This is a genomic window from Tumebacillus sp. BK434 (assembly GCF_004340785.1).
Classification (GTDB): domain Bacteria; phylum Bacillota; class Bacilli; order Tumebacillales; family Tumebacillaceae; genus Tumebacillus_A.
Genome location: NZ_SLXS01000004.1, coordinates 437,251 through 455,584 on the forward strand (window position 1 = coordinate 437,251; position 18,334 = coordinate 455,584).

Genomic DNA, 18,334 nt, shown 5'->3' on the forward strand with positions numbered 1-18,334 from the left:
GGAGGATCGACAAGTGGCCAACAAACAAGTTAGCCGAGAGTTCTTATTTCGCCGCTTGCACTCGTTGCTCGGCGTCATTCCGGTCACATTGTTCCTGGTGATGCACCTGACCATCAACTCGTTCGCCACGAAAGGCGAGCAGGCATTTAACGACAAGGTGGGCGTGCTCGAGACCATGCCGTTTTTGCCGTTTATTGAATTCGTTTTCATTTTCCTGCCGTTGATCTATCACGGCGTCTATGGCATGTATGTCGCATATACTTCGGGCTACAACGCGAACAAGTATTCCTGGGGCCGCAACCTCATGTTTGTCTTGCAGCGCACGTCCGGCGTATTCACTTTTATCTTTGTGATCTGGCATCTGTGGACGACCCGCTTCTCAGGCGATGCTCCGTCCTTTGACATGGTCGTGCAGATCGTGAGCTCCCCGGTCGGGTTCTGGTTCATGATCATCGGCACGATCGCAGCAGTGTTCCACTTGGCAAACGGCCTGTGGGGCTTCTTCATCCACTGGGGCGTCACGGTCGGCCCGCGCGCGCAACGCGTCTCCGCGTATGTGCTGATGGGTCTGTTCATCGTGCTGTCCGCAGTCGGCACATCTGCTCTGATCGCTTTCCGCGACGCAGTAGCGTAAGTTAGCCTAAGGGAGGAAACGCAATGAGCAACCAACGTGTTGTGATCGTCGGCGGCGGCCTTGCGGGCCTGATGGCGACCATCAAGGTTTGCGAAGCCGGGATTCCGGTCGATCTGTTCTCGTTAGTACCAGTAAAACGTTCTCACTCCGTGTGTGCCCAAGGCGGCATCAACGGCGCGGTCAACACCAAAGGTGAAGGCGACTCGCCGTGGGAACACTTTGACGATACCGTCTACGGCGGCGACTTCCTCGCGAACCAGCCTCCGGTCAAGGCGATGTGCGATGCGGCACCGGGCATCATCCACCTGATGGACCGCATGGGCGTCATGTTCAACCGCACACCGGAAGGTCTGCTCGACTTCCGCCGCTTCGGCGGCACCAAGCATCACCGCACCGCATTCGCAGGCGCAACCACCGGCCAGCAGCTGCTCTACGCGCTCGACGAGCAGGTGCGCCGCTTCGAGTCCCAAGGCCTCGTGCAGAAGTACGAAGGCTGGGAGTTCGTGCAGGCGATCCTCGATGAGGAAGGCACTTGCCGCGGCATCGTGGCACAAGACCTGCGCTCGATGGAGATGCACTCCTTCACGGGTGACGCTGTCATCCTCGCGACCGGCGGCCCGGGCCTCGTGTTCGGCCGTTCCACCAACTCGATCATCAACACCGGCACCGCAGCATCCGCTGTGTACCAGCAAGGTGTAAAATACGCCAACGGTGAGTTCATCCAGATCCACCCGACCGCGATCCCGGGCGACGACAAGCTGCGCCTGATGTCCGAGTCGGCGCGCGGCGAAGGCGGCCGCGTCTGGACGTACAAAGACGGCAAACCGTGGTACTTCCTCGAAGAAAAGTACCCGGCATACGGCAACCTCGTGCCGCGTGACATCGCGACCCGCGAGATCTTCCATGTCTGCGTCGACCTTGGCCTCGGCATCGACGGCGAAAATATGGTCTACCTCGACGTTTCGCACATTCCGAAAGAAATGCTCGACGTAAAGCTTGGCGGTATCATGGAGATCTACGAAAAGTTTGCCGGTGACGACCCGCGCAAAGTTCCGATGAAGATCTTCCCGGCCGTTCACTACTCGATGGGCGGCATGTGGGTCGATTACGACCAGATGACGAACATCCCGGGCCTGTTCGCAGCCGGCGAGTGTGAATACCAGTACCACGGTGCGAACCGCCTCGGCGCTAACTCCCTGCTCTCCGCGATCTACGGCGGCATGGTGACCGGCCCGAACGCAGTCCGCTACATCAAAGGCCTGAAGAAGTCTTCTGCTGACGTCAACAAGTCGATCTTCGAGACGGCTGCGAAGAAGCAGGAGCAAAAATACGAATCGATCCTCAAGATGGAAGGCACCGAGAACCCGTATGCGCTGCATCGCGAACTCGGCCAGTGGATGACCGACAACGTAACTGTTGTTCGTCACAACGACCGTCTGAAGAAGACCGACGAGAAGATCCAAGAGCTGATGGAGCGCTGGCACAAGATCGGCATGGCCGACAAGTCCCGCTGGGAGAACATGATGGCACCGTTCACCCGCCAGCTCTGGAACATGCTCGAACTGGCCCGCGTGATGACTGTCGGCGCCCTGATGCGCGACGAGTCCCGCGGCGCGCACTACAAGCCGGAGTTCCCGGACCGCAATGACGAGAAATTCCTCAAGTCCACCATTGCGACCTGGACGCCGAACGGCCCGGAAATCTCGTACGAAGACATCGACGTATCGCTGATTCCGCCGCGTCTGCGCAACTACGCAGTCGATAAGAACTAATACTGCGACGAAAGGGGGAGACTCGCATGAGCCAAAAAGAAATTCAAGTCATCATCGAACGTCAAGACCGTGCGGACAGCCAGCCGTATACGCAGGAATTCCGCATACCGTACCGTCCGAACATGAACGTGATCGCAATCCTGATGGAGATCCAGCGCAACCCGGTCGACACGAACGGGAAGCAGTCCGCACCGGTCGCTTGGGAATCGAACTGTCTGGAAGAAATCTGCGGCGCGTGCATGATGGTCATCAACGGCAAGCCGCGGCAAGCGTGCTCGGCGCTGGTCGACCAGCTCGAGCAGCCGATCCGCCTGAAGCCGGCGCGCACGTTCCCGGTCGTCCGCGACCTCGTCATCGACAGAAGCCGCATGTTCAAAGCCCTGCAGAAAGTCAAAGCATGGGTGCCGATCGACGGCACGTATGACCTGGGTCCGGGTCCGCGCATGGCGGAACGCGACCGCCAATGGGCGTACGAGCTGTCCAAGTGCTTCACTTGCGGCGCGTGCGTCGAGGCGTGTCCGAACGTCAACGAGCGCACCTCGTTCATCGGTCCGTTTGCCATTTCGCAGGTTCGCCTGTTCAATACGCATCCGACCGGCGAAATGCACAAGGAAGACCGTCTGGAAGCTCTGATGGGCACCGGCGGCATTCACGAGTGCGGCAACTCGCAAAACTGCGTGCAGGTGTGCCCGAAAGGCATTCCACTGACCACGTCGATCGCTGCGATGAACGGGGCGGTCAACCGCCACGCCATCTCGTCTTGGCTGAAGCGCTAAACCATGCGGTAAGACCACCCTCCGGGGTGGTCTTTTTTTGTCGTTAAAGAAGTCAGGGATTGTCGAAAGGGGTCTAACAGTTTATAATAGTAAAAATTAGAGAATTTAAAATTCGGAGCTGAAAGCCAGTACGACATAGCCCACCATATAAAGGGGAGATTGTTTCATGCATGGACAGATCATTGTGCCTTTTCTGGAATCTGCACAGCAGGTCTTGCAAATGATGACCACTGTTGCGCTGACGCCGGGAACGGTCGCGACCGCAGCCCCGGACCTGCATACCCATCACGTCTGGATTCGCATCGACTTAAAAGGCGATGTCGATGGACAAGTCGCTTTCGGTTTGGCGCCGGAGATGGCGCTGAAGATCGCTTCGGCGATGATGGGCGGCTTTGAATTGAGCCAATTTGACGAGATGAGCCAAAGCGCCGTCGCGGAACTGGCGAACATGATCAGCGGCAATGCCTGCATGCAGCTCTCCAACAACGGCATGGCGATCGACATCACCCCGCCGCAGGTGCAGATGGGCGAAACGCTTGTGCAGCCGATGCAGGAGATCGCCTATATGGTGCCTCTGGAACTGCAAGAACTGGGCATTTTAGAAATCAAATTATTGATCGCATAGCGTGCGGTTTGTTTCACCAAACCGCCCTGATTTGTATAGGATAGTTCGAGACACTGCACCAACCTCTGATCGGGCTGGGAACAGCACCGAACCCAACATCCCTGGACCTTGTATTCATGACCCGAGCAAGGAGGGATCGAGAGTGACAGCGGGCAAGGACGCACGAGGAAAATCCCTACTTACCACCCGTGAGCGTGAAGTATTTGAACTGCTGGTACAGGACAAAACAACAAAAGACATCGCAGAGAAGCTGTTTATCAGCGAGAAGACGGTACGCAACCACATCTCCAACGTGATGAAAAAGCTCAACGTCAAAGGTCGTTCGCAAGCGGTGGTTGAGTTGGTACGACTCGGAGAACTGCAAATCTGACGCTCTCCTGCATGATTTTATTTTGACGCCCTGCTCGGTGGCTTGAGCAGGGTTTTTCTTTAGGAGGTAAGACATGAGCAAATTGTACGTCGTGCGCCACGCGCAAGTAGAAATTGACCCGAAAGTCCCGGCTCATCTGTGGCAACTGTCCTCAGCAGGAGTACATTCGACCCGGGAGTTGGCAGCCCGCGAGTCATGGGCGAAGGTGCGGACGATCTGGCACTCGCCGGAGCCGAAAGCGGTCGGCACCGCCCGCGTGATCGCCGAACAAGCCGGGCTGGTGATGAAAGAGCATGCCGGCCTGCACGAGCTGGCGTTCGATGCTGGTTATCTGAGCCAAGAGGAATTTCAGTCGCGGGTCGGGGCTTATTTTCAAGGTGGGACAGCAGACCCCGCGTTCGAACCTTATCACGAGGCAGAAGCGCGCATCGCGCATGCGGTGCAGGACATCGTGGCCAGGTCGAACGGGCAGGACACGGCGATCGTCTCACATGGGCGGATCTTGACGGTGCTGTACTCCCGGTTGCTCGGGCGGCGGCTGGGACCAAAGGACTGGCGGTCGATCCAATTGCCCGATCTGTCGGTGATCGACACAACGACTTGGAACGTGGAGCGGGGGTTCTTATGCAGCGATTCACATTGATTCCGGCGGTACATATCTTTTTCGTGCGCGAGGGGGAAGTGCTGCTGTTGCGTCGGGCCAACACCGGCTACGAAGACGGCAACTACAGCGTGGTGGCAGGGCATATCGACGGCAAGGAAGAGGTCAGGCAGGCGGCGATCCGCGAGGCGCGGGAAGAAGCGGGCGTGGAGATCGTGCCCGAGGACGTGCAGGTGGTCGGCGTGATGCACCGGCTGTCCAATGACGAGCGGGTCGACTTTTTTGTGGCGGTAGAACGCTGGACGGGTCAGATTCGCAACATGGAGCCCGACAAGTGCGACGACCTGCGCTGGTTTGCATGGGACGACTTGCCGGACAATATCATTCCATATGTGCGAAGAGCCTTGCAGAATTACCGGCAGGGCAACTGGTTTGACAGCGTGGGATTCGACCGGGAGGAATGATCGATGAACGAAAAGGTTCAACTACGCGGAAGTGGCCTCTACGTGGAAATGGTTGGACCGCTCGACGCGCCGCCTCTGCTCTATCTGCATGGAGGGCTGGGCGGCGCCGGCTCGTATGATTTTGTGCATGATCAGGGGGAGCGCTTGTCGCAAGGAGTCTGGCTGATCGCACCCGACCGGCGCGGCGTGCTGCGCTCCGATCCCTTGTGTCCCGGCGAGCAGGTCACCGTGCAGGGCCTGCTGCAGGACATGGAAGACTTGCGCGTCCACTTGGGACTGGACCGCTGGTCGGTGCTGGGGCATGCTTTTGGCGGCTGGCTGGCCGCGCTGTATGCGATCACCTACCCGGAACGGGTGGAGTGCCTGCTGCTGGAATGTCCGACGTTCGACCTAGGTCTGACGGCCCGTTCCCTGCTGCAGGGAGCGGCGCTGGAATTGGAGCTAATGGGCAGACGTTCGCAGGCGGCCAAGTGCCGGAAGCTGATCGGCGAGACCGACCCGGCCAAGCTGTGGAAAGGCTGCCAGCAGGCGCTGCGCGCGCTCGGAAAACGCGCACATTCCCTGTATCTGCACCACCCGGACAAACACCACTATCACCGCCTGCGGGCCGAATCGTTCCTGTCCCCGGAGCTCTGGGAGCGCGGCTTGGAAGTGGAAGCGCAGTTGTTGGCCGAGGGGCGCGTTTTTCAATCGCTCCTGCCCCAGCTTCCGAAGCTCGTGCAGCCGACGCTGCTTCTCTGCGGTGCGCATGACCGGGTGTTCGGCGGGGAGCAGTTGGAAGCGTTTCAAGCGGCGGTGCCGCATGCGCAGGTGGCCTGTTTTGCCGACAGCTCGCACGTCCCGCGCTTCGAAGAGCCGGAGCGTTTCGCGGCGACGGTGATCGGATTTTTGCAGGCACAACGACCCCGCCCTCGCTGAGGCGGGTTTTTTTTGTGGACTTATTATACAAAAAGTATTGTATGTATATTAAGTGAGCTATATAATGAAACCAAGGAAAATTCAGGGAGGGAAACATGGTGATTCCAAACTTTTTTATCATTGGGAGCAAGACGGAGCGTCCGTCCAGCAACAAGACGATCTTTGCCGACGGATCGGCCGACAAGACGTACCGGGACGGGGTGGATCTGGAGCTGAGCCACTGGATTCCGAACCGCACACCAGAACGATACCGCGCCGATACGTCGACGGAGATCTGCATGAAGTTCGTCGCCGGCCAGTCGACCGACGGCTGGGACTTGGCGATCAACAACCATCTCGATGCGGACGGGGTGCTGGCCGTGTTTGTGCTGGTGCATGCGGAGTTTGCCCTGCGACACCGCGAGACGATCGTGCGGGCGGCGGAGATGGGCGACTTCTGGGGCTATGGGGAGCGTCCGGCGCAGATTTTGTTCCAAGGGCTGACCTTGTATATGAACCAGCTGCGCGAAGCGAAGGAAGACATCCGCACGATCTATGAGCGCTGCTTTGAAAAAGTGATTCAATTGATCGAGCAGCCGGAGCAGGCGGTCGAGACAAAGGATGGTCTGGCGGCGCTGCAGGCGTCCCTCGCGCGCGTCGAAGCGGGCGAGATCAAGCGGGTGCAGGTATCGGAGCGGCTGGTGCACTACGCGCTGCCCCACGCGCTCGTCGCCGCCGATCTGGAAAAAGCGCTCCGGGTGCCGGGCTTCAATGAGCCGCTCTCCGACACGGTCTGGCTGCAGCCGGCGGTGCGCTGCAAGTTCGACCCAGACGCCGTGCACCTCGTTTCGGCGGCAGCGGCAGACGGGCATTATTACGACCTGTGGTACCCGGGCTACATGTGGGCCGATACGGAGCAGAGATGGCGCGCGCCGGGCTTCGGATTCGCCGGCAGCACCAACGGCTATTATTATGGTCATCCGGCGCTGGAAGCGGCGGTGGCGCGGCTGCAGGAGCAGGAACAGGCGGCGGGCACGTGGACCTTGGCCAAGGAACTGTCCCCGTTCTCGACGATCCCAGGTCGCAACTACCCGGTCGTGCTGTCCTTCCTGAACACAGCGTCACAGCCGCATCCGTCGTCGCTCACACCGCAGCAGGTGCTCGCCGAGCTGCTGGCCGCGTTTTAATATGTTGACGAATTCAATCGATGGCATGTACGCTGTTTATTAATCGAAAGTAGCAGGAGGCGGCGTATGAGCAAAACTTCGATCTTCGCCCCGCTGCAGCATCGTCCGTATCGGATGCTGTTCGCGGGACAACTTTTTTCAGACCTCGGCACTTGGCTGGACATGTTGGCATTGGGCATTTTGGTGGCGTACACCTGGAACATGGGCGCTGCCGAATTGGCGGCGCTGACGATCGTGATGGGGGTGCCGTGGGTGGTGATCGGGCCGTTTGCCGCCGTGTGGGCAGACCGGCTGCCCCGCAAAGGGCTGATGATCTTCTGCGATTTCCTGCGGATGCTGATCGTGCTCGGCTTTGTGGTCGCGCCGAATCTCTATGTGCTGTTGGCACTGGTGTTCTTAAAAGAGCTGTTCTCCGCCATGTTTGATCCGGCGCGCCAAGGGGCGATCCGCACGCTGGTGCCGGAAGCGGTGCTCTTGCAGGCGAGCTCACTGTCGCAGCTGTCCCTGAACGTGACAAAAGTCGCCGCACCGGTATTTGGCGGCGTAATCATCGCCGCATCGTCACCGTCTTTTGTGTTCCTGCTGGAAGCGGCGCTGTTCCTCGGCTCAATGCTGTTCCTCATGCGCTTGCCGCATATGCCAAAAGCGATTGGCGAAGAAGCGTCGGAGGAGAAGGCAGGCCAGCAGGAGTCGGCATTCTGGAAACAGTTCCGGGAAGGGCTGCGCTTCATCGGTGCCAATCGCGTGCTGGCGACTGCGATCACGCTGATGGCGGTGCGCTTCTTCCTGATCTTCCTCTATGACGGACTGCTCGTCTTGTGGGGTAAAGAGGTTGGGATGCCGGAGGAGTATTTCGGAATCTTCCTTGGTGCGGTCGGCCTCGGCACGGTGCTCGGGACGCTGGTCGTCGGGCAGTGGAGCTTCTGGAGCGCCAGGCCGATCCGGATGATGGCGGTGACCGGAGCGGTCAGCGGGATCGCCATTCTCACGCTGGCGCTCGGCTCCTTCCATCTGATCCCCAGCCACCCGGCCATGTGGGTGGCGCTGTTCTTCGCCGTCGGCTTCATCGGAGCGGGTTCGGCCGTACCGTACGGATTCGTTTTGCAGAAAGAGACGCCGTCGAACATCATCGGGCGGGTGACCGGAGCGGCGAACTCGATCTCCAACCTGTCGATGTTCGCAGCGCCTGCATTAGGAGCGGTCGTCGCCGAGTGGATCGGCACGGGCGGTGTGTTTGCCATCGCCGGCACCGGCACGATCCTGACCGGACTCGTCGCGTTATTGGCGGTACGCCATGTGGAAGGGAAGCGGAATCATGCTGATCAAGTGGATGGTCTGCCAGGTTGAGCCGAAGCAGCAGGCCGCATTTTCGCAAGCGCAGGAAACGTGGTCGCAGTTGCGCGGCGCAGAGGGTTTCTGCGGCCAGCTCGGCGGCTGGAAGACGGACGCGGGGCTGGAAGCGCACATCGCCGGACTTTGGTGCGATCGGGCGGCTTATCAGTCTTTTATGGAAGACGCGCATGACCGGATCATCGGCGGGAGCGGGCAAAGCAACACCTACACCTCGATCTGCGTGACGCTGGAAGAGGTGCCCGATGCGGACGTCGCGGGGCGCCTGCAGGCGTGGCAGCAGAGGCTGCAGAATGTCGCGGCCTGGACGGTTGTGCCCGGTGACGAGAAGTGGGATACCCTCCTGCATCTTGGCTCACACTAACGTCGTGATCCAAAGGAAAGGGTGAGCCGTCCATGGAAGAACATGAATACCGCTCCTACGTCATCGATTCGATTCGCGAATACAAAATGGGGCTGGGCCACTTCGCCGACAGATTGCCGGAAGTGGGACACGCCTATATGGAGTTCACCTCCGCCTGCTTTCAGGAAGGGGCTGTCTCCGAGAAGAACAAGCATCTGATCGCCCTCGGCATCGCGGTCAACGCGCAGGATGAATACTGCATCATGTACCACACGCACGCCGCGCTGGCCAACGGCGCCTCTGAGCAGGAGGTGCTGGAGACGATCGGCGTTTGCGGCGCATTTGGCGGAGGTGCGGCGATGTCGCAAGGTGTCACGCTGGTGCAGCATGTCATTGATGTGTACAATGATACACAGCATTAATCTTTCGCTCCCCGGAGAACATGTCGGGGAGCTTTCTTATTTGCAGGCGAAAAAAGGCGGGATGTGGTGAAACATCGTGTGAACTTGTATCTCGTCGCGTTGGCCGCTTTACTCGGCCCGTTTACGCAGACGATCTACACGCCGATTCTGCCGGTGGTGCAGATCATCTAAGGACCGTTGACCGACCACAAAGGCAGGAGATATGTGCTGCTGCCGGGAATCTTATTGTATCTGCTGGCTTCGCTCGGCTGTGCGTTCGCTCCGTCGACTGAAGCGCTGCTGGTCTTCCGCTCCCTGCAGGCGGGGGGTTCGCAGCCGGTTCGGTCGTGGCGATGACGGTGATCGGCGATCTGTTCGGATTCGCCGCGCTGCTGTTCGGCGGGGTGGTGCTGTTCGCGAGACGACAATTGAAGTGAAACTTGTAGGAGAGGGGTTGTCAGCATGTCGGAGTTGTACAAACGCATCGATACCGTTTTTCTGCCGGTGCGCGATCTGGAGGCATCTGTCGCGTGGTATGCCGAGCATTTGGGGATGAAACAGCGCTGGAAGGTGAACGGGTATGCGGCGCTCGACATCGCCGGTGGTGAGACGCCGCTGACGCTGTGCGCCGTGGCGGAAGGGGAAGATGTGCGCCCGTCTGCGCGCTGCGTGTTCAACCTGTACGCGGCTGATATTCAAGCGGCGTATCAGAAGTTGAAAGACGGCGGCGTGACGTTGAGCGAGATGTTTCATGATGACGTGGATTGGTTTGAATTTCGCGACCCGGACGGCCATGTGTTGGGCGTTTGCCACTTTGCCGAATAGACCTTGCGCATTTGCGCAGGGTTTTATTTCTGTACGCTCTATGATAAAATAGGTTGGTAGTAGTATCCACGGGAGGATCGATAGATGCCAGAGCAAAAGATCCATGCAGATCTCGTTCATGAGATCGAGCTTGTCCTGCGCCAGATTTCCAAAGAAGTTCGACGCAGAGGACGAGAGTTATTGTCCGATTTTAACATCACGCCGCCGCAGTTTGATGCGCTGGTCTACCTGCATGAATTCGGCGACTTGACGATCGGCGAACTCAGTTCCAAGCTTCATTTGGCTTACAGCACCACGACCGACCTTGTGGACCGGATGGAACGCAACCAACTGGTGGAACGGGTGCGCGACAAGAGTGACCGTCGCGTCGTTCGCTTGCATATGATGGAGAAAGGCACCGACCTGATCGAGCGCGTGCTGGCCAAGCGCCGTGAGCATTTGGGCAACGCGCTGCAATTTGTGAAAGCGGAAGACCTGCAGCCGCTCGTGGCTTCGTTAAAAGAAATCTATAATCATATCAGCGATTGACCATAGAAGTCGAGCGTTTTCCAGATCATGCGGCCCTGGAAAGCGCTTTTTCATTTGCGGCAACGAGCTGGTACCAGGAAGGGAAGATTTTCGTGACCTCAAAACAACCGATCGGCTTGCTCGATTCCGGATTTGGCGGACTGACGGTGGCTTCGGAAGTCCTGCGGCAACTGCCGCAGGAGAACATCGTCTACGTCGGAGATAACCTGCGCTGTCCGTACGGCTCCCGTGCGCCGGAAGAAGTGAAGCGCTACCTGTTTCAAATCATGGACTTTCTCGCCGAGCAGGACGTAAAGATGATCATCATCGCCTGCAACACGGCGACGGCAGCCGGGCTGGAGGCAGCCCGCACCCGCTACAACATCCCCGTGCTCGGCGTGATCGCGCCGGGCAGCCGGGCGGCGATCTCAGCGACGCAGACGGAGCGCGTTGGTGTCATCGGCACCGATGTGACGATCAAAAGCGATTCTTACCGCCGCGAGATCCACCGGCTCAACCCGCGTCTGTATGTGGTCAACCAGTCCTGTCCGCCGTTTGTTGATCTGGTCGAAGAGGACCGCACCGACGCGCCGGAAGCGCGCGAGCTGGTGGCGAGCTATCTGGCTCCGCTGCAGCAGGAAGGGATCGACACGCTGATCCTCGGCTGCACCCACTATCCGCTGCTTGCGCCGCTGATCGGCGAAGTGATGGGGGAATCGGTGAAACTGATCTCGTCTGCCGAAGAGACGGCGCGGGAAGCGAGCACGATCCTGCAGCTCAAGCATTTGCTAAGCGATGACAATCCGACGCCGCAGCATCGCTTTTTCACCACCGGCGACGCCGCCTATTTTCAGCGCGTCGGCTCGCGCTGGCTGAAGCGGGAAATCGAAGTGTCGGGGATCGTCTTAGGCCCCTGATCCGGTTGGACAAAATACAAGCATATCTCCTCCAAGGGCTCGTATACATGTATCAAGAATCCATTTTGGAGGAGGACAAAAGAAATATGCGCAAACGTAAACTGGCGTTAGTCGGTGTCCTCGCGGTGACGATCGCTGCGGCAACGGGTTGTTCGGCAACTCCGGAGAAAACTTCGGCTCCGGGCGCTTCACAAGGAGCAGGTCAAGTCGCGGAAAAGGTGATGCCGACGACGGTGTATGTCGCCGATCAGAACGGCTTCGTCGTGCCGCTGAACATCAAGATGGAACAGACCAACCAAGTGGCACACGCCACGATGCAACATATGATCGCCGGCGGCAGCGGCGATGCGGCGCTCGTCGGCACCGGCTTTCGCAACTTGCTGCCCGAAGGCACGAAGATCCGCGGCATCTCGATCAACGAAGGCGTGGCAAACGTCGATTTTACCAAAGAGGTCAATGAGCTGAAATCGGGTGCCGACGAGCAGGCGATGGTCGACGCGGTGGTCTGGAGCCTGACCGGGCTGGAGAATATCAACAAAGTCCAGTTCATGATCGAGGGTCATGTTGTGAACACAATGAAAAACGGCACGCCGGTCGGCGACCCGATCTCGCGTGCGAACGGCATCAACCTGCAGATGACGTCCAATCTCTCGCCGTCGAACGCCACGGCGCTGACCTTGTACTTTGCCGGCAAGAGCAATGACTCCAACTTCTCCTACCTCGTGCCGGTCACCCGGATGGTGCCGAAAGCGGCCGATCAGAACATGATCGAACTGACGCTCGCAGAGCTTGCCAAGGGGCCGAACAGCGACGCGCTGGAGCCGGTCGTCTCGCCGGAGCTCAAGCTGAACAAGTCGGCGGTGGCGGAGAAGACGGCGACGCTCGACTTCGCCTCGCAGTTGGCGGCAGACGGCGGCAGCACGCAGAAAATCGTCAACTCGATCGCGCTGTCGGTGGCCGCGAACGCCGACGTGGACAAAGTCAAATTCACCGTGGGCGAAAAAGCGCCGAAAGCAGGCGTTGGGCTCGACCTGACCCAGCCGGTGATGATCCCCAAGACGATCAACGAGCAGAAGCTGTAAGCCGGGCAACCTCACAAACCAACGGGATCTCAGCGTCTCGTTGGTTTTTGTTTGCCAAAGTTTGGGGTAGTGGAAACGGGAAAATAAGGTTATGCTATCAGAGTATCTTATGGGAACCAGGGGAGGTCTTCAAGGAATGCGAGTGGACGGACGTCAACCGAACGAAACCCGCACGATTACGATTGAACGCAATTACATCAAACATGCTGAAGGATCGGTCTTGATCTCTGTCGGCGACACGAAAGTGATCTGCACGGCGACTGTGGAGGACAAAGTTCCGCCGTTTCTGCGCAACTCCGGCACGGGCTGGATCACCGCTGAGTACGGAATGCTGCCGCGCTCGACCGGCACCCGCAACCAGCGCGAGTCGTCCCGAGGCAAAGTCGGCGGACGCACGATGGAAATTCAGCGTCTGATCGGACGGGCGTTGCGCGCCATCGTCGACTTGAAAGCGCTTGGCGAAAAGACTTTGTGGCTGGACTGCGACGTGATTCAGGCGGACGGCGGCACCCGCACCGCATCGATCACCGGCGCGTTTGTCGCGCTGGCGGATGCGTTATATAAGCAGGTGGAAAAAGGGTCGCTCAGCACGTTGCCGATCACCGATTTTCTGGCGGCGGTCTCGGTGGGCATGGTCGGCGACCGGGCGGTGCTCGACTTGAACTATCAGGAAGACTCGGCGGCGAATGTTGACATGAACATCGTGATGACCGGCGCCGGCCGCTTTGTCGAGCTGCAAGGCACGGGCGAAGAAGCGACGTTTTCGATGGATGAACTGCAGCAGATGCTTGCGCTGGGCAAGATCGGCAACGAACAATGGATCAGTCTGCAAAAGCAGGTGCTGGGCGAAGAGATCACCGGTCTGATCGCCAAAAATGCGCTGCAAAACGCCTAAGCGGCTTTTTACATAGGGGAGCAATCGGAGGTCAGAGATGGGACAGATTCAAACCAAACTTCTTCTTGCCACCAAGAACCAAGGCAAAGTCAAAGAGTTTCAACACTTTTTCGCCGAGCTCGGCTGGCATGTCGAAGCGGTGCCGCAGGACGCGCCCGACGTCGTCGAGGACAAGGATACTTTTGCCGGCAATGCGATCAAGAAGGCTGAGGAGATCGCCAAAGCGTATCATATGCCGGCGCTGGCCGATGACTCCGGCCTGGAAGTCGATGCGCTGCAAGGTCGACCCGGCGTCTATTCGGCGCGCTTTGCCGGCGAACACGCGACCGACGAGCAAAACAACGCGAAACTCTTGCAGGAGCTGACCGGCATCGGGGACGACAGCCGGGCGGCCCGTTTCGTCTCGGCGATCGCGCTGTCCCGACCGGGGCAGGAGACGCTGGTGTCGTTTGGCACGCTCGAAGGCGCAGTTCTGCACACCGGGCGGGGCACGCAAGGATTCGGCTACGATCCGTTGTTCGTGCTGCCCGAGCGCGGCAAGACGCTGGCCGAACTCTCATTGGAAGAAAAAAATTCCATCTCGCACCGGGCGAAAGCGCTGCGCGGCATGATCGAGATGCTGAAGATGGAAGGGCATGACGGCGCGGTGAGCGAGTCGGAGCAAGGGCCGGGCGAATGAGCGGAACCTACCGTGTGCTGATCCTCTCCGATTCGCATGGGCGAACCGACCGGATCGACGAGGTGATCGCGCAGGTTCAGGCACGCTTGGGCGGCTATGACTTGCTCCTGCACGCCGGTGACCATGCGGAGGATGTGCTCGACGGGAAGTATCCCAATGCCGTGACCGTCTGCGGCAACTGCGATCCGTACGGCAGTGCCGCGGAGGAACAGGCGCTCGACCTGTACGGCGTGCCGGCCCTGCTTTTGCACGGGCACACGGTGAGCGTCAAAACGTCGCCGCTTCAGCTCGTCTACAAGGCGGCAGAACAGGGCGTGCAGCTCGCCGTGTTCGGGCATACGCACACGCCGGTCCTGTTTGTCGAGGACGGCTGCGTGTTTCTCAATCCGGGCAGCCTGTCCGTTCCGCGCGGCTATACGGTGTGCACCTATGCCGTATTGGAACTTTGCGCGGGAGAAGCGGGGATTCAGGGCCGATTTTCGTTCTATACGCTCGATGGCACGCCGATTCCCGCCTTTGACATGGAGCATGTTTTTTCGATACGATAGGACCGCTGACATCACCCGTCGGCGGTCTTTTTTCTTCCGTAAGTTTCCTGGTGCAAAGTGTTGACTTTCCGATTCGTTTTGTTGTATACTAACTTTCGTCGCCGCAAGAGCGACACGTTTTCTTCAACATGCGCGGGTGTAGTTCAATGGTAGAACTCCAGCCTTCCAAGCTGGTCGCGTGGGTTCGATTCCCATCACCCGCTCCATATCTTCTTGTCTCAGTAGCTCAGTTGGATAGAGCAACCGCCTTCTAAGCGGTCGGTCGGGGGTTCGAATCCCTCCTGGGACGCCATCAATGGCGGCCGTGGCGAAGTGGTTAACGCACCAGATTGTGGCTCTGGCATTCGGGGGTTCGATTCCCCTCGGTCGCCCCATTGATTTTTTTATTTTTGCTCCCGTTGGGGTGTCGCCAAGCGGTAAGGCAACGGACTTTGACTCCGTCATGCGAAGGTTCGATCCCTTCCACCCCAGCCAACGGTATACTTCCAGAAAGAGGACACCCCCGTCGCGAAGATGGGGGTGTTTTTGTGTTTGAACTTATCTCCATTTGTGATATAATGTAGTGGTTGTATCAATCTACATTGAAAACATGCGTGGACAAGCCACAGTACTACATACAAGGCAGCGTTTTCCGCATTGGTTGATTCAAGGGAGGATTCACAGATGGCAGTAGTAGTTAAGAATTGGGAAAAAATAGAGAAGAACGTCGGCGTTCTTGAATTCGAGGTTGGCGCAGAGCAAGTCGACTCCGCGCTCGACAAAGCATTCAAGAAAGCGCAGAAGACCGTAGCAGTTCCGGGCTTCCGCAAAGGCAAAGTGCCGCGCCAGATCTTCGAAAACCGCTTTGGCGTTGAGGTATTATATCAAGACGCGCTGGACATCCTGTTACCGGAAGCCTACACGGCTGCAGTCAACGAAGCGAACATTACGCCGGTTGACCGTCCGGAGATCGATGTTGTCCAATTCGGCAAAGGCGAGACCGCTGTGATCAAGGCGACCGTCATCGTCAAGCCGGAAGTTGAACTGGGCGCTTTCAAAGGCCTGTCCGTCGAGAAGAAAGACTTCACCGTAACGGCTGATGCGATCGATGCGGAGCTCACGAACCTGCAAGGTTCCCACGCTGACATCGTCGTAGCGGAAGACGGCGTTGCTGTTGAAAACGGCGACCTCGTCAGCATCGACTTCAAAGGTTTCGTGAACGGCGAAGCTTTCGAAGGCGGCGAAGCGGACAACTACCAGCTCGAAATCGGCTCCAACACCTTCATCCCGGGCTTCGAAGACCAGATCGTCGGCATGAAGAAAGGCGAAGAGAAGGAGATCAACGTCAACTTCCCGGAAGCGTACCATGTCGCGACCCTCGCTGGCCAGCCGGCTGTCTTCAAAGTGACCTTGAACGAGATCAAGCGCAAGCAGCTGCCGGCGCTCGACGATGAGTTTGTCAAGGACATCTCCGAGTTCAACACCCTTGACGAATTGAAGGCTGACATCGAGAATAAACTCAAAGAAAAAGCGGAGCACGACTCCAAGATGTATGTGGAAGAAGCGGTGATCAACCAAGCGGTTGAGAACGCGACGATCGAGATTCCGGAAGCGATGATCGACAACGAGATCGAATTCCTGATGAACGACTTCAAACAGCGTCTGCAACAGCAAGGCATTCCGTTTGACGCGTACGTTCAGTTCACCGGCGCAACTGCCGAAGGCCTGAAAGACGAGTTCCGCGGTCAAGCGGTTAACCGTGTCCGCACCGGTCTGGTTCTGGAAGCGATCACCGCTGCAGAAGGAATCGAAGCGACCGAAGAAGAAATCAATACAGAGCTGGAGAAAATCGCTGCTTCCGCGAAGATGGAAGTGGAGCGCGTGAAGAGCATCCTCGAAGCGCGTGATCCGGGTCTGTCCAACCTGCACAACGATATCAAAACTCGCAAGACGATCGCAGTACTCGTTGAATCTGCGAAAGTTGAGTAGTTCCCACATATCGAAGTACCAATAGGTTCTGGAGGAAACAAGGCACTTTGCATAAAGGTGCCTTGTTTTTCCAAAATACATAATGCGAGTTCTTGATCGCAGTTGTCAGGGTGTCGCGGGGCACTTTACGTAAGGGAGGGTTACAATGTTCAAATTCAATGATGACAAAGGGCAACTGAAGTGTTCGTTCTGCGGCAAGACCCAAGACCAAGTGCGCAAACTGGTCGCCGGACCAGGTGTTTATATTTGTGACGAATGCATCGAGCTATGCAACGAAATCGTCGAAGAGGAGCTTGGCGAAGAGGAAGAGTTTGAGATGAAGGACATCCCGAAGCCGGGTGAGATTCGGGATATCCTTGATCAGTACGTCATCGGCCAGGATCAGGCGAAAAAGGCGCTCGCAGTTGCGGTGTATAACCACTACAAGCGGATCAACACGCAAGCGAAGAACGAAGAAGTCGAGCTGTCCAAATCGAACATCCTGCTGATCGGCCCGACCGGGAGCGGCAAGACTTTGCTCGCTCAGACGTTGGCGCGCATCCTGAACGTTCCGTTCGCCATCGCCGACGCAACCTCGCTGACGGAGGCGGGCTATGTCGGGGAAGACGTGGAAAACGTGCTGTTGCGCCTGATTCAAGCGGCAGATTACGATGTGGAGAAAGCGCAAAAGGGCATCATCTACATCGACGAGATCGACAAGATCGCCCGCAAGTCGGAGAACCCGTCGATCACGCGTGACGTATCGGGTGAAGGCGTGCAGCAGGCGCTGCTCAAGATCCTGGAAGGCACGACGGCCAGCGTGCCGCCGCAAGGGGGCCGCAAGCATCCGCACCAGGAGTTCATCCAGATCGACACGAAAGACATCATGTTCATCTGCGGCGGCGCATTCGACGGCATGGAGCAGATCATCAAGCGCCGGATGGGCGAAAAGGTGATCGGCTTTGGCCAGACCGACCAGAAGAAGGATGATCGTGAGTTCGTGCTGGCCCGCCTGATGCCGGAAGACCTCCAGCGCTACGGCTTGATCCCGGAATTCGTCGGACGTCTGCCGGTGCTGACCGCGCTCGAACCGCTCGACATCGAAGCGCTGAAGCGCATCTTGACCGAGCCGAAGAACGCGATCGTCAAGCAGTACAACCGTCTGCTCCAGATGGACAATGTCGAACTGGAGTTCACCGACGAAGCGCTGGAAGAGATCGCGAAAGAAGCGATCAAGCGCAAGACCGGTGCGCGCGGCCTGCGTGCGATCATCGAGTCGACGATGCTCGACGTGATGTTCGACCTGCCGTCCCGCGACGATGTGGTCAAATGCGTGATCACCAAAGAGTCGATCACCGACGGCATTGCGCCCTCTTTGATCACGCAAGACGGCAAAACCAAACAAGAAGAAACGGCCTAAACGGCCGCTCCACGAGAACCGATTCCAGCCTTTGGAGTCGGTTCTTTTTCATGTCGGCAAAGGTTTTACTTGGCTTTTCTGGGGACATACTAAA

Annotated in this window: 22 protein-coding genes and 4 tRNA genes; all 26 read left to right on the top strand. The window is 58.2% G+C overall.

Annotation, left to right across the window (positions count from 1 at the left end; all coding sequences use genetic code 11):
• The first annotated feature begins 13 nt into the window (after positions 1-13).
• The 26 genes from EV586_RS13375 to clpX all read left to right on the top strand — a co-directional run bounded on the left by EV586_RS13375 (position 14) and on the right by clpX (position 18,240).
• Complete coding sequence (locus EV586_RS13375) at positions 14-634, top strand: succinate dehydrogenase cytochrome b558 subunit (protein WP_132945615.1); 621 nt, start codon at positions 14-16, stop codon at positions 632-634.
• 23 nt (positions 635-657) lie between these two features.
• Positions 658-2,406 (top strand): succinate dehydrogenase flavoprotein subunit, encoded by a 1,749-nt coding sequence (gene sdhA / locus EV586_RS13380; RefSeq protein ID WP_132945616.1) that lies wholly within the window; start codon positions 658-660, stop codon positions 2,404-2,406.
• Between the two features lie 26 nt (positions 2,407-2,432).
• On the top strand, positions 2,433-3,182 hold the full coding sequence (gene sdhB, locus EV586_RS13385) for a succinate dehydrogenase iron-sulfur subunit (RefSeq protein ID WP_132945617.1): 750 nt from the start codon (positions 2,433-2,435) through the stop codon (positions 3,180-3,182).
• A 166-nt stretch (positions 3,183-3,348) separates the two neighbouring features.
• The gene (locus tag EV586_RS13390; RefSeq protein ID WP_132945618.1) at positions 3,349-3,807 is read left to right on the top strand and encodes a chemotaxis protein CheX; all 459 of its coding nucleotides are present in this window, start codon (positions 3,349-3,351) and stop codon (positions 3,805-3,807) included.
• A 142-nt stretch (positions 3,808-3,949) separates the two neighbouring features.
• Complete coding sequence (locus EV586_RS13395; RefSeq protein WP_087458694.1) at positions 3,950-4,177, top strand: helix-turn-helix domain-containing protein; 228 nt, start codon at positions 3,950-3,952, stop codon at positions 4,175-4,177.
• A gap of 73 nt (positions 4,178-4,250) precedes the next feature.
• Positions 4,251-4,820 (top strand): histidine phosphatase family protein, encoded by a 570-nt coding sequence (locus tag EV586_RS13400; protein WP_132945619.1) that lies wholly within the window; start codon positions 4,251-4,253, stop codon positions 4,818-4,820.
• Positions 4,802-5,242, top strand: a complete 441-nt coding sequence (locus EV586_RS13405; RefSeq protein ID WP_132945620.1) for an NUDIX hydrolase — start codon at positions 4,802-4,804, stop codon at positions 5,240-5,242. Before EV586_RS13400 ends, EV586_RS13405 begins: the two co-directional genes overlap by 19 nt.
• A 3-nt stretch (positions 5,243-5,245) precedes the next feature.
• Positions 5,246-6,160, top strand: a complete 915-nt coding sequence (locus tag EV586_RS13410; RefSeq protein WP_132945621.1) for an alpha/beta fold hydrolase — start codon at positions 5,246-5,248, stop codon at positions 6,158-6,160.
• A gap of 98 nt (positions 6,161-6,258) precedes the next feature.
• Positions 6,259-7,326: a DUF6687 family protein gene (locus EV586_RS13415; RefSeq protein ID WP_132945622.1), complete on the top strand. Its 1,068-nt coding sequence runs from the start codon at positions 6,259-6,261 to the stop codon at positions 7,324-7,326.
• Between the two features lie 66 nt (positions 7,327-7,392).
• The gene (locus tag EV586_RS13420) at positions 7,393-8,673 is read left to right on the top strand and encodes an MFS transporter (protein WP_132945623.1); all 1,281 of its coding nucleotides are present in this window, start codon (positions 7,393-7,395) and stop codon (positions 8,671-8,673) included.
• Positions 8,642-9,040: a YdbC family protein gene (locus tag EV586_RS13425; protein WP_165898593.1), complete on the top strand. Its 399-nt coding sequence runs from the start codon at positions 8,642-8,644 to the stop codon at positions 9,038-9,040. Before EV586_RS13420 ends, EV586_RS13425 begins: the two co-directional genes overlap by 32 nt.
• Before the next feature lie 32 nt (positions 9,041-9,072).
• Complete coding sequence (locus tag EV586_RS13430) at positions 9,073-9,441, top strand: carboxymuconolactone decarboxylase family protein (protein ID WP_132945625.1); 369 nt, start codon at positions 9,073-9,075, stop codon at positions 9,439-9,441.
• A 204-nt stretch (positions 9,442-9,645) separates the two neighbouring features.
• A complete protein-coding gene (locus EV586_RS21630; protein ID WP_279388300.1) occupies positions 9,646-9,777 on the top strand; it encodes a hypothetical protein in 132 nt (43 codons plus the stop codon).
• Positions 9,778-9,882: 105 nt separating this feature from the next.
• Positions 9,883-10,245, top strand: coding sequence for a VOC family protein (locus tag EV586_RS13440; RefSeq protein ID WP_132945626.1), 363 nt, complete (start codon positions 9,883-9,885; stop codon positions 10,243-10,245).
• Positions 10,246-10,329: 84 nt separating this feature from the next.
• Positions 10,330-10,773: a MarR family winged helix-turn-helix transcriptional regulator gene (locus tag EV586_RS13445; protein ID WP_132945627.1), complete on the top strand. Its 444-nt coding sequence runs from the start codon at positions 10,330-10,332 to the stop codon at positions 10,771-10,773.
• 92 nt (positions 10,774-10,865) lie between these two features.
• Complete coding sequence (gene racE / locus EV586_RS13450; RefSeq protein WP_132945628.1) at positions 10,866-11,669, top strand: glutamate racemase; 804 nt, start codon at positions 10,866-10,868, stop codon at positions 11,667-11,669.
• Between the two features lie 86 nt (positions 11,670-11,755).
• Complete coding sequence (locus EV586_RS13455) at positions 11,756-12,751, top strand: GerMN domain-containing protein (protein ID WP_165898594.1); 996 nt, start codon at positions 11,756-11,758, stop codon at positions 12,749-12,751.
• A 136-nt stretch (positions 12,752-12,887) separates the two neighbouring features.
• A complete protein-coding gene (rph, locus tag EV586_RS13460) occupies positions 12,888-13,646 on the top strand; it encodes a ribonuclease PH (RefSeq protein ID WP_132945630.1) in 759 nt (252 codons plus the stop codon).
• A gap of 37 nt (positions 13,647-13,683) precedes the next feature.
• The gene (locus tag EV586_RS13465; protein WP_132945631.1) at positions 13,684-14,325 is read left to right on the top strand and encodes an XTP/dITP diphosphatase; all 642 of its coding nucleotides are present in this window, start codon (positions 13,684-13,686) and stop codon (positions 14,323-14,325) included.
• Positions 14,322-14,873, top strand: a complete 552-nt coding sequence (locus EV586_RS13470) for a metallophosphoesterase family protein (RefSeq protein WP_132945632.1) — start codon at positions 14,322-14,324, stop codon at positions 14,871-14,873. Before EV586_RS13465 ends, EV586_RS13470 begins: the two co-directional genes overlap by 4 nt.
• A 132-nt stretch (positions 14,874-15,005) precedes the next feature.
• Positions 15,006-15,079: transfer RNA gene (locus tag EV586_RS13475), tRNA-Gly, on the top strand.
• Between the two features lie 9 nt (positions 15,080-15,088).
• Positions 15,089-15,165 (top strand) — tRNA-Arg (locus tag EV586_RS13480).
• 6 nt (positions 15,166-15,171) lie between these two features.
• Positions 15,172-15,247 (top strand) — tRNA-His (locus EV586_RS13485).
• Positions 15,248-15,272: 25 nt separating this feature from the next.
• Positions 15,273-15,347 (top strand) — tRNA-Gln (locus tag EV586_RS13490).
• A gap of 189 nt (positions 15,348-15,536) precedes the next feature.
• Positions 15,537-16,841 carry a trigger factor gene (tig, locus tag EV586_RS13495; protein WP_132945633.1) on the top strand — a complete coding sequence of 435 codons (1,305 nt, stop codon included), beginning with the start codon at positions 15,537-15,539 and terminating at the stop codon, positions 16,839-16,841.
• Positions 16,842-16,986: 145 nt separating this feature from the next.
• Complete coding sequence (gene clpX / locus EV586_RS13500) at positions 16,987-18,240, top strand: ATP-dependent protease ATP-binding subunit ClpX (RefSeq protein WP_132945634.1); 1,254 nt, start codon at positions 16,987-16,989, stop codon at positions 18,238-18,240.
• Positions 18,241-18,334 lie beyond the last annotated feature (94 nt).

What these genes read in the sequence shown, in the direction of transcription:
- EV586_RS13440 (WP_132945626.1), top strand. Translation starts at nt 9,883, where the DNA reads ATGTCGGAGTTGTACAAACGCATCGATACCGTTTTTCTGCCGGTGCGC.
- EV586_RS13455 (WP_165898594.1), top strand. Translation starts at nt 11,756, where the DNA reads ATGCGCAAACGTAAACTGGCGTTAGTCGGTGTCCTCGCGGTGACGATC.
- EV586_RS13430 (WP_132945625.1), top strand. Translation starts at nt 9,073, where the DNA reads ATGGAAGAACATGAATACCGCTCCTACGTCATCGATTCGATTCGCGAA.
- EV586_RS13390 (WP_132945618.1), top strand. Translation starts at nt 3,349, where the DNA reads ATGCATGGACAGATCATTGTGCCTTTTCTGGAATCTGCACAGCAGGTC.
- sdhB (WP_132945617.1), top strand. Translation starts at nt 2,433, where the DNA reads ATGAGCCAAAAAGAAATTCAAGTCATCATCGAACGTCAAGACCGTGCG.
- sdhA (WP_132945616.1), top strand. Translation starts at nt 658, where the DNA reads ATGAGCAACCAACGTGTTGTGATCGTCGGCGGCGGCCTTGCGGGCCTG.
- tig (WP_132945633.1), top strand. Translation starts at nt 15,537, where the DNA reads ATGGCAGTAGTAGTTAAGAATTGGGAAAAAATAGAGAAGAACGTCGGC.
- EV586_RS13465 (WP_132945631.1), top strand. Translation starts at nt 13,684, where the DNA reads ATGGGACAGATTCAAACCAAACTTCTTCTTGCCACCAAGAACCAAGGC.
- clpX (WP_132945634.1), top strand. Translation starts at nt 16,987, where the DNA reads ATGTTCAAATTCAATGATGACAAAGGGCAACTGAAGTGTTCGTTCTGC.
- EV586_RS13410 (WP_132945621.1), top strand. Translation starts at nt 5,246, where the DNA reads ATGAACGAAAAGGTTCAACTACGCGGAAGTGGCCTCTACGTGGAAATG.
- EV586_RS13425 (WP_165898593.1), top strand. Translation starts at nt 8,642, where the DNA reads ATGCTGATCAAGTGGATGGTCTGCCAGGTTGAGCCGAAGCAGCAGGCC.
- EV586_RS13405 (WP_132945620.1), top strand. Translation starts at nt 4,802, where the DNA reads ATGCAGCGATTCACATTGATTCCGGCGGTACATATCTTTTTCGTGCGC.
- EV586_RS13420 (WP_132945623.1), top strand. Translation starts at nt 7,393, where the DNA reads ATGAGCAAAACTTCGATCTTCGCCCCGCTGCAGCATCGTCCGTATCGG.
- rph (WP_132945630.1), top strand. Translation starts at nt 12,888, where the DNA reads ATGCGAGTGGACGGACGTCAACCGAACGAAACCCGCACGATTACGATT.
- EV586_RS13400 (WP_132945619.1), top strand. Translation starts at nt 4,251, where the DNA reads ATGAGCAAATTGTACGTCGTGCGCCACGCGCAAGTAGAAATTGACCCG.
- EV586_RS13470 (WP_132945632.1), top strand. Translation starts at nt 14,322, where the DNA reads ATGAGCGGAACCTACCGTGTGCTGATCCTCTCCGATTCGCATGGGCGA.
- EV586_RS13445 (WP_132945627.1), top strand. Translation starts at nt 10,330, where the DNA reads ATGCCAGAGCAAAAGATCCATGCAGATCTCGTTCATGAGATCGAGCTT.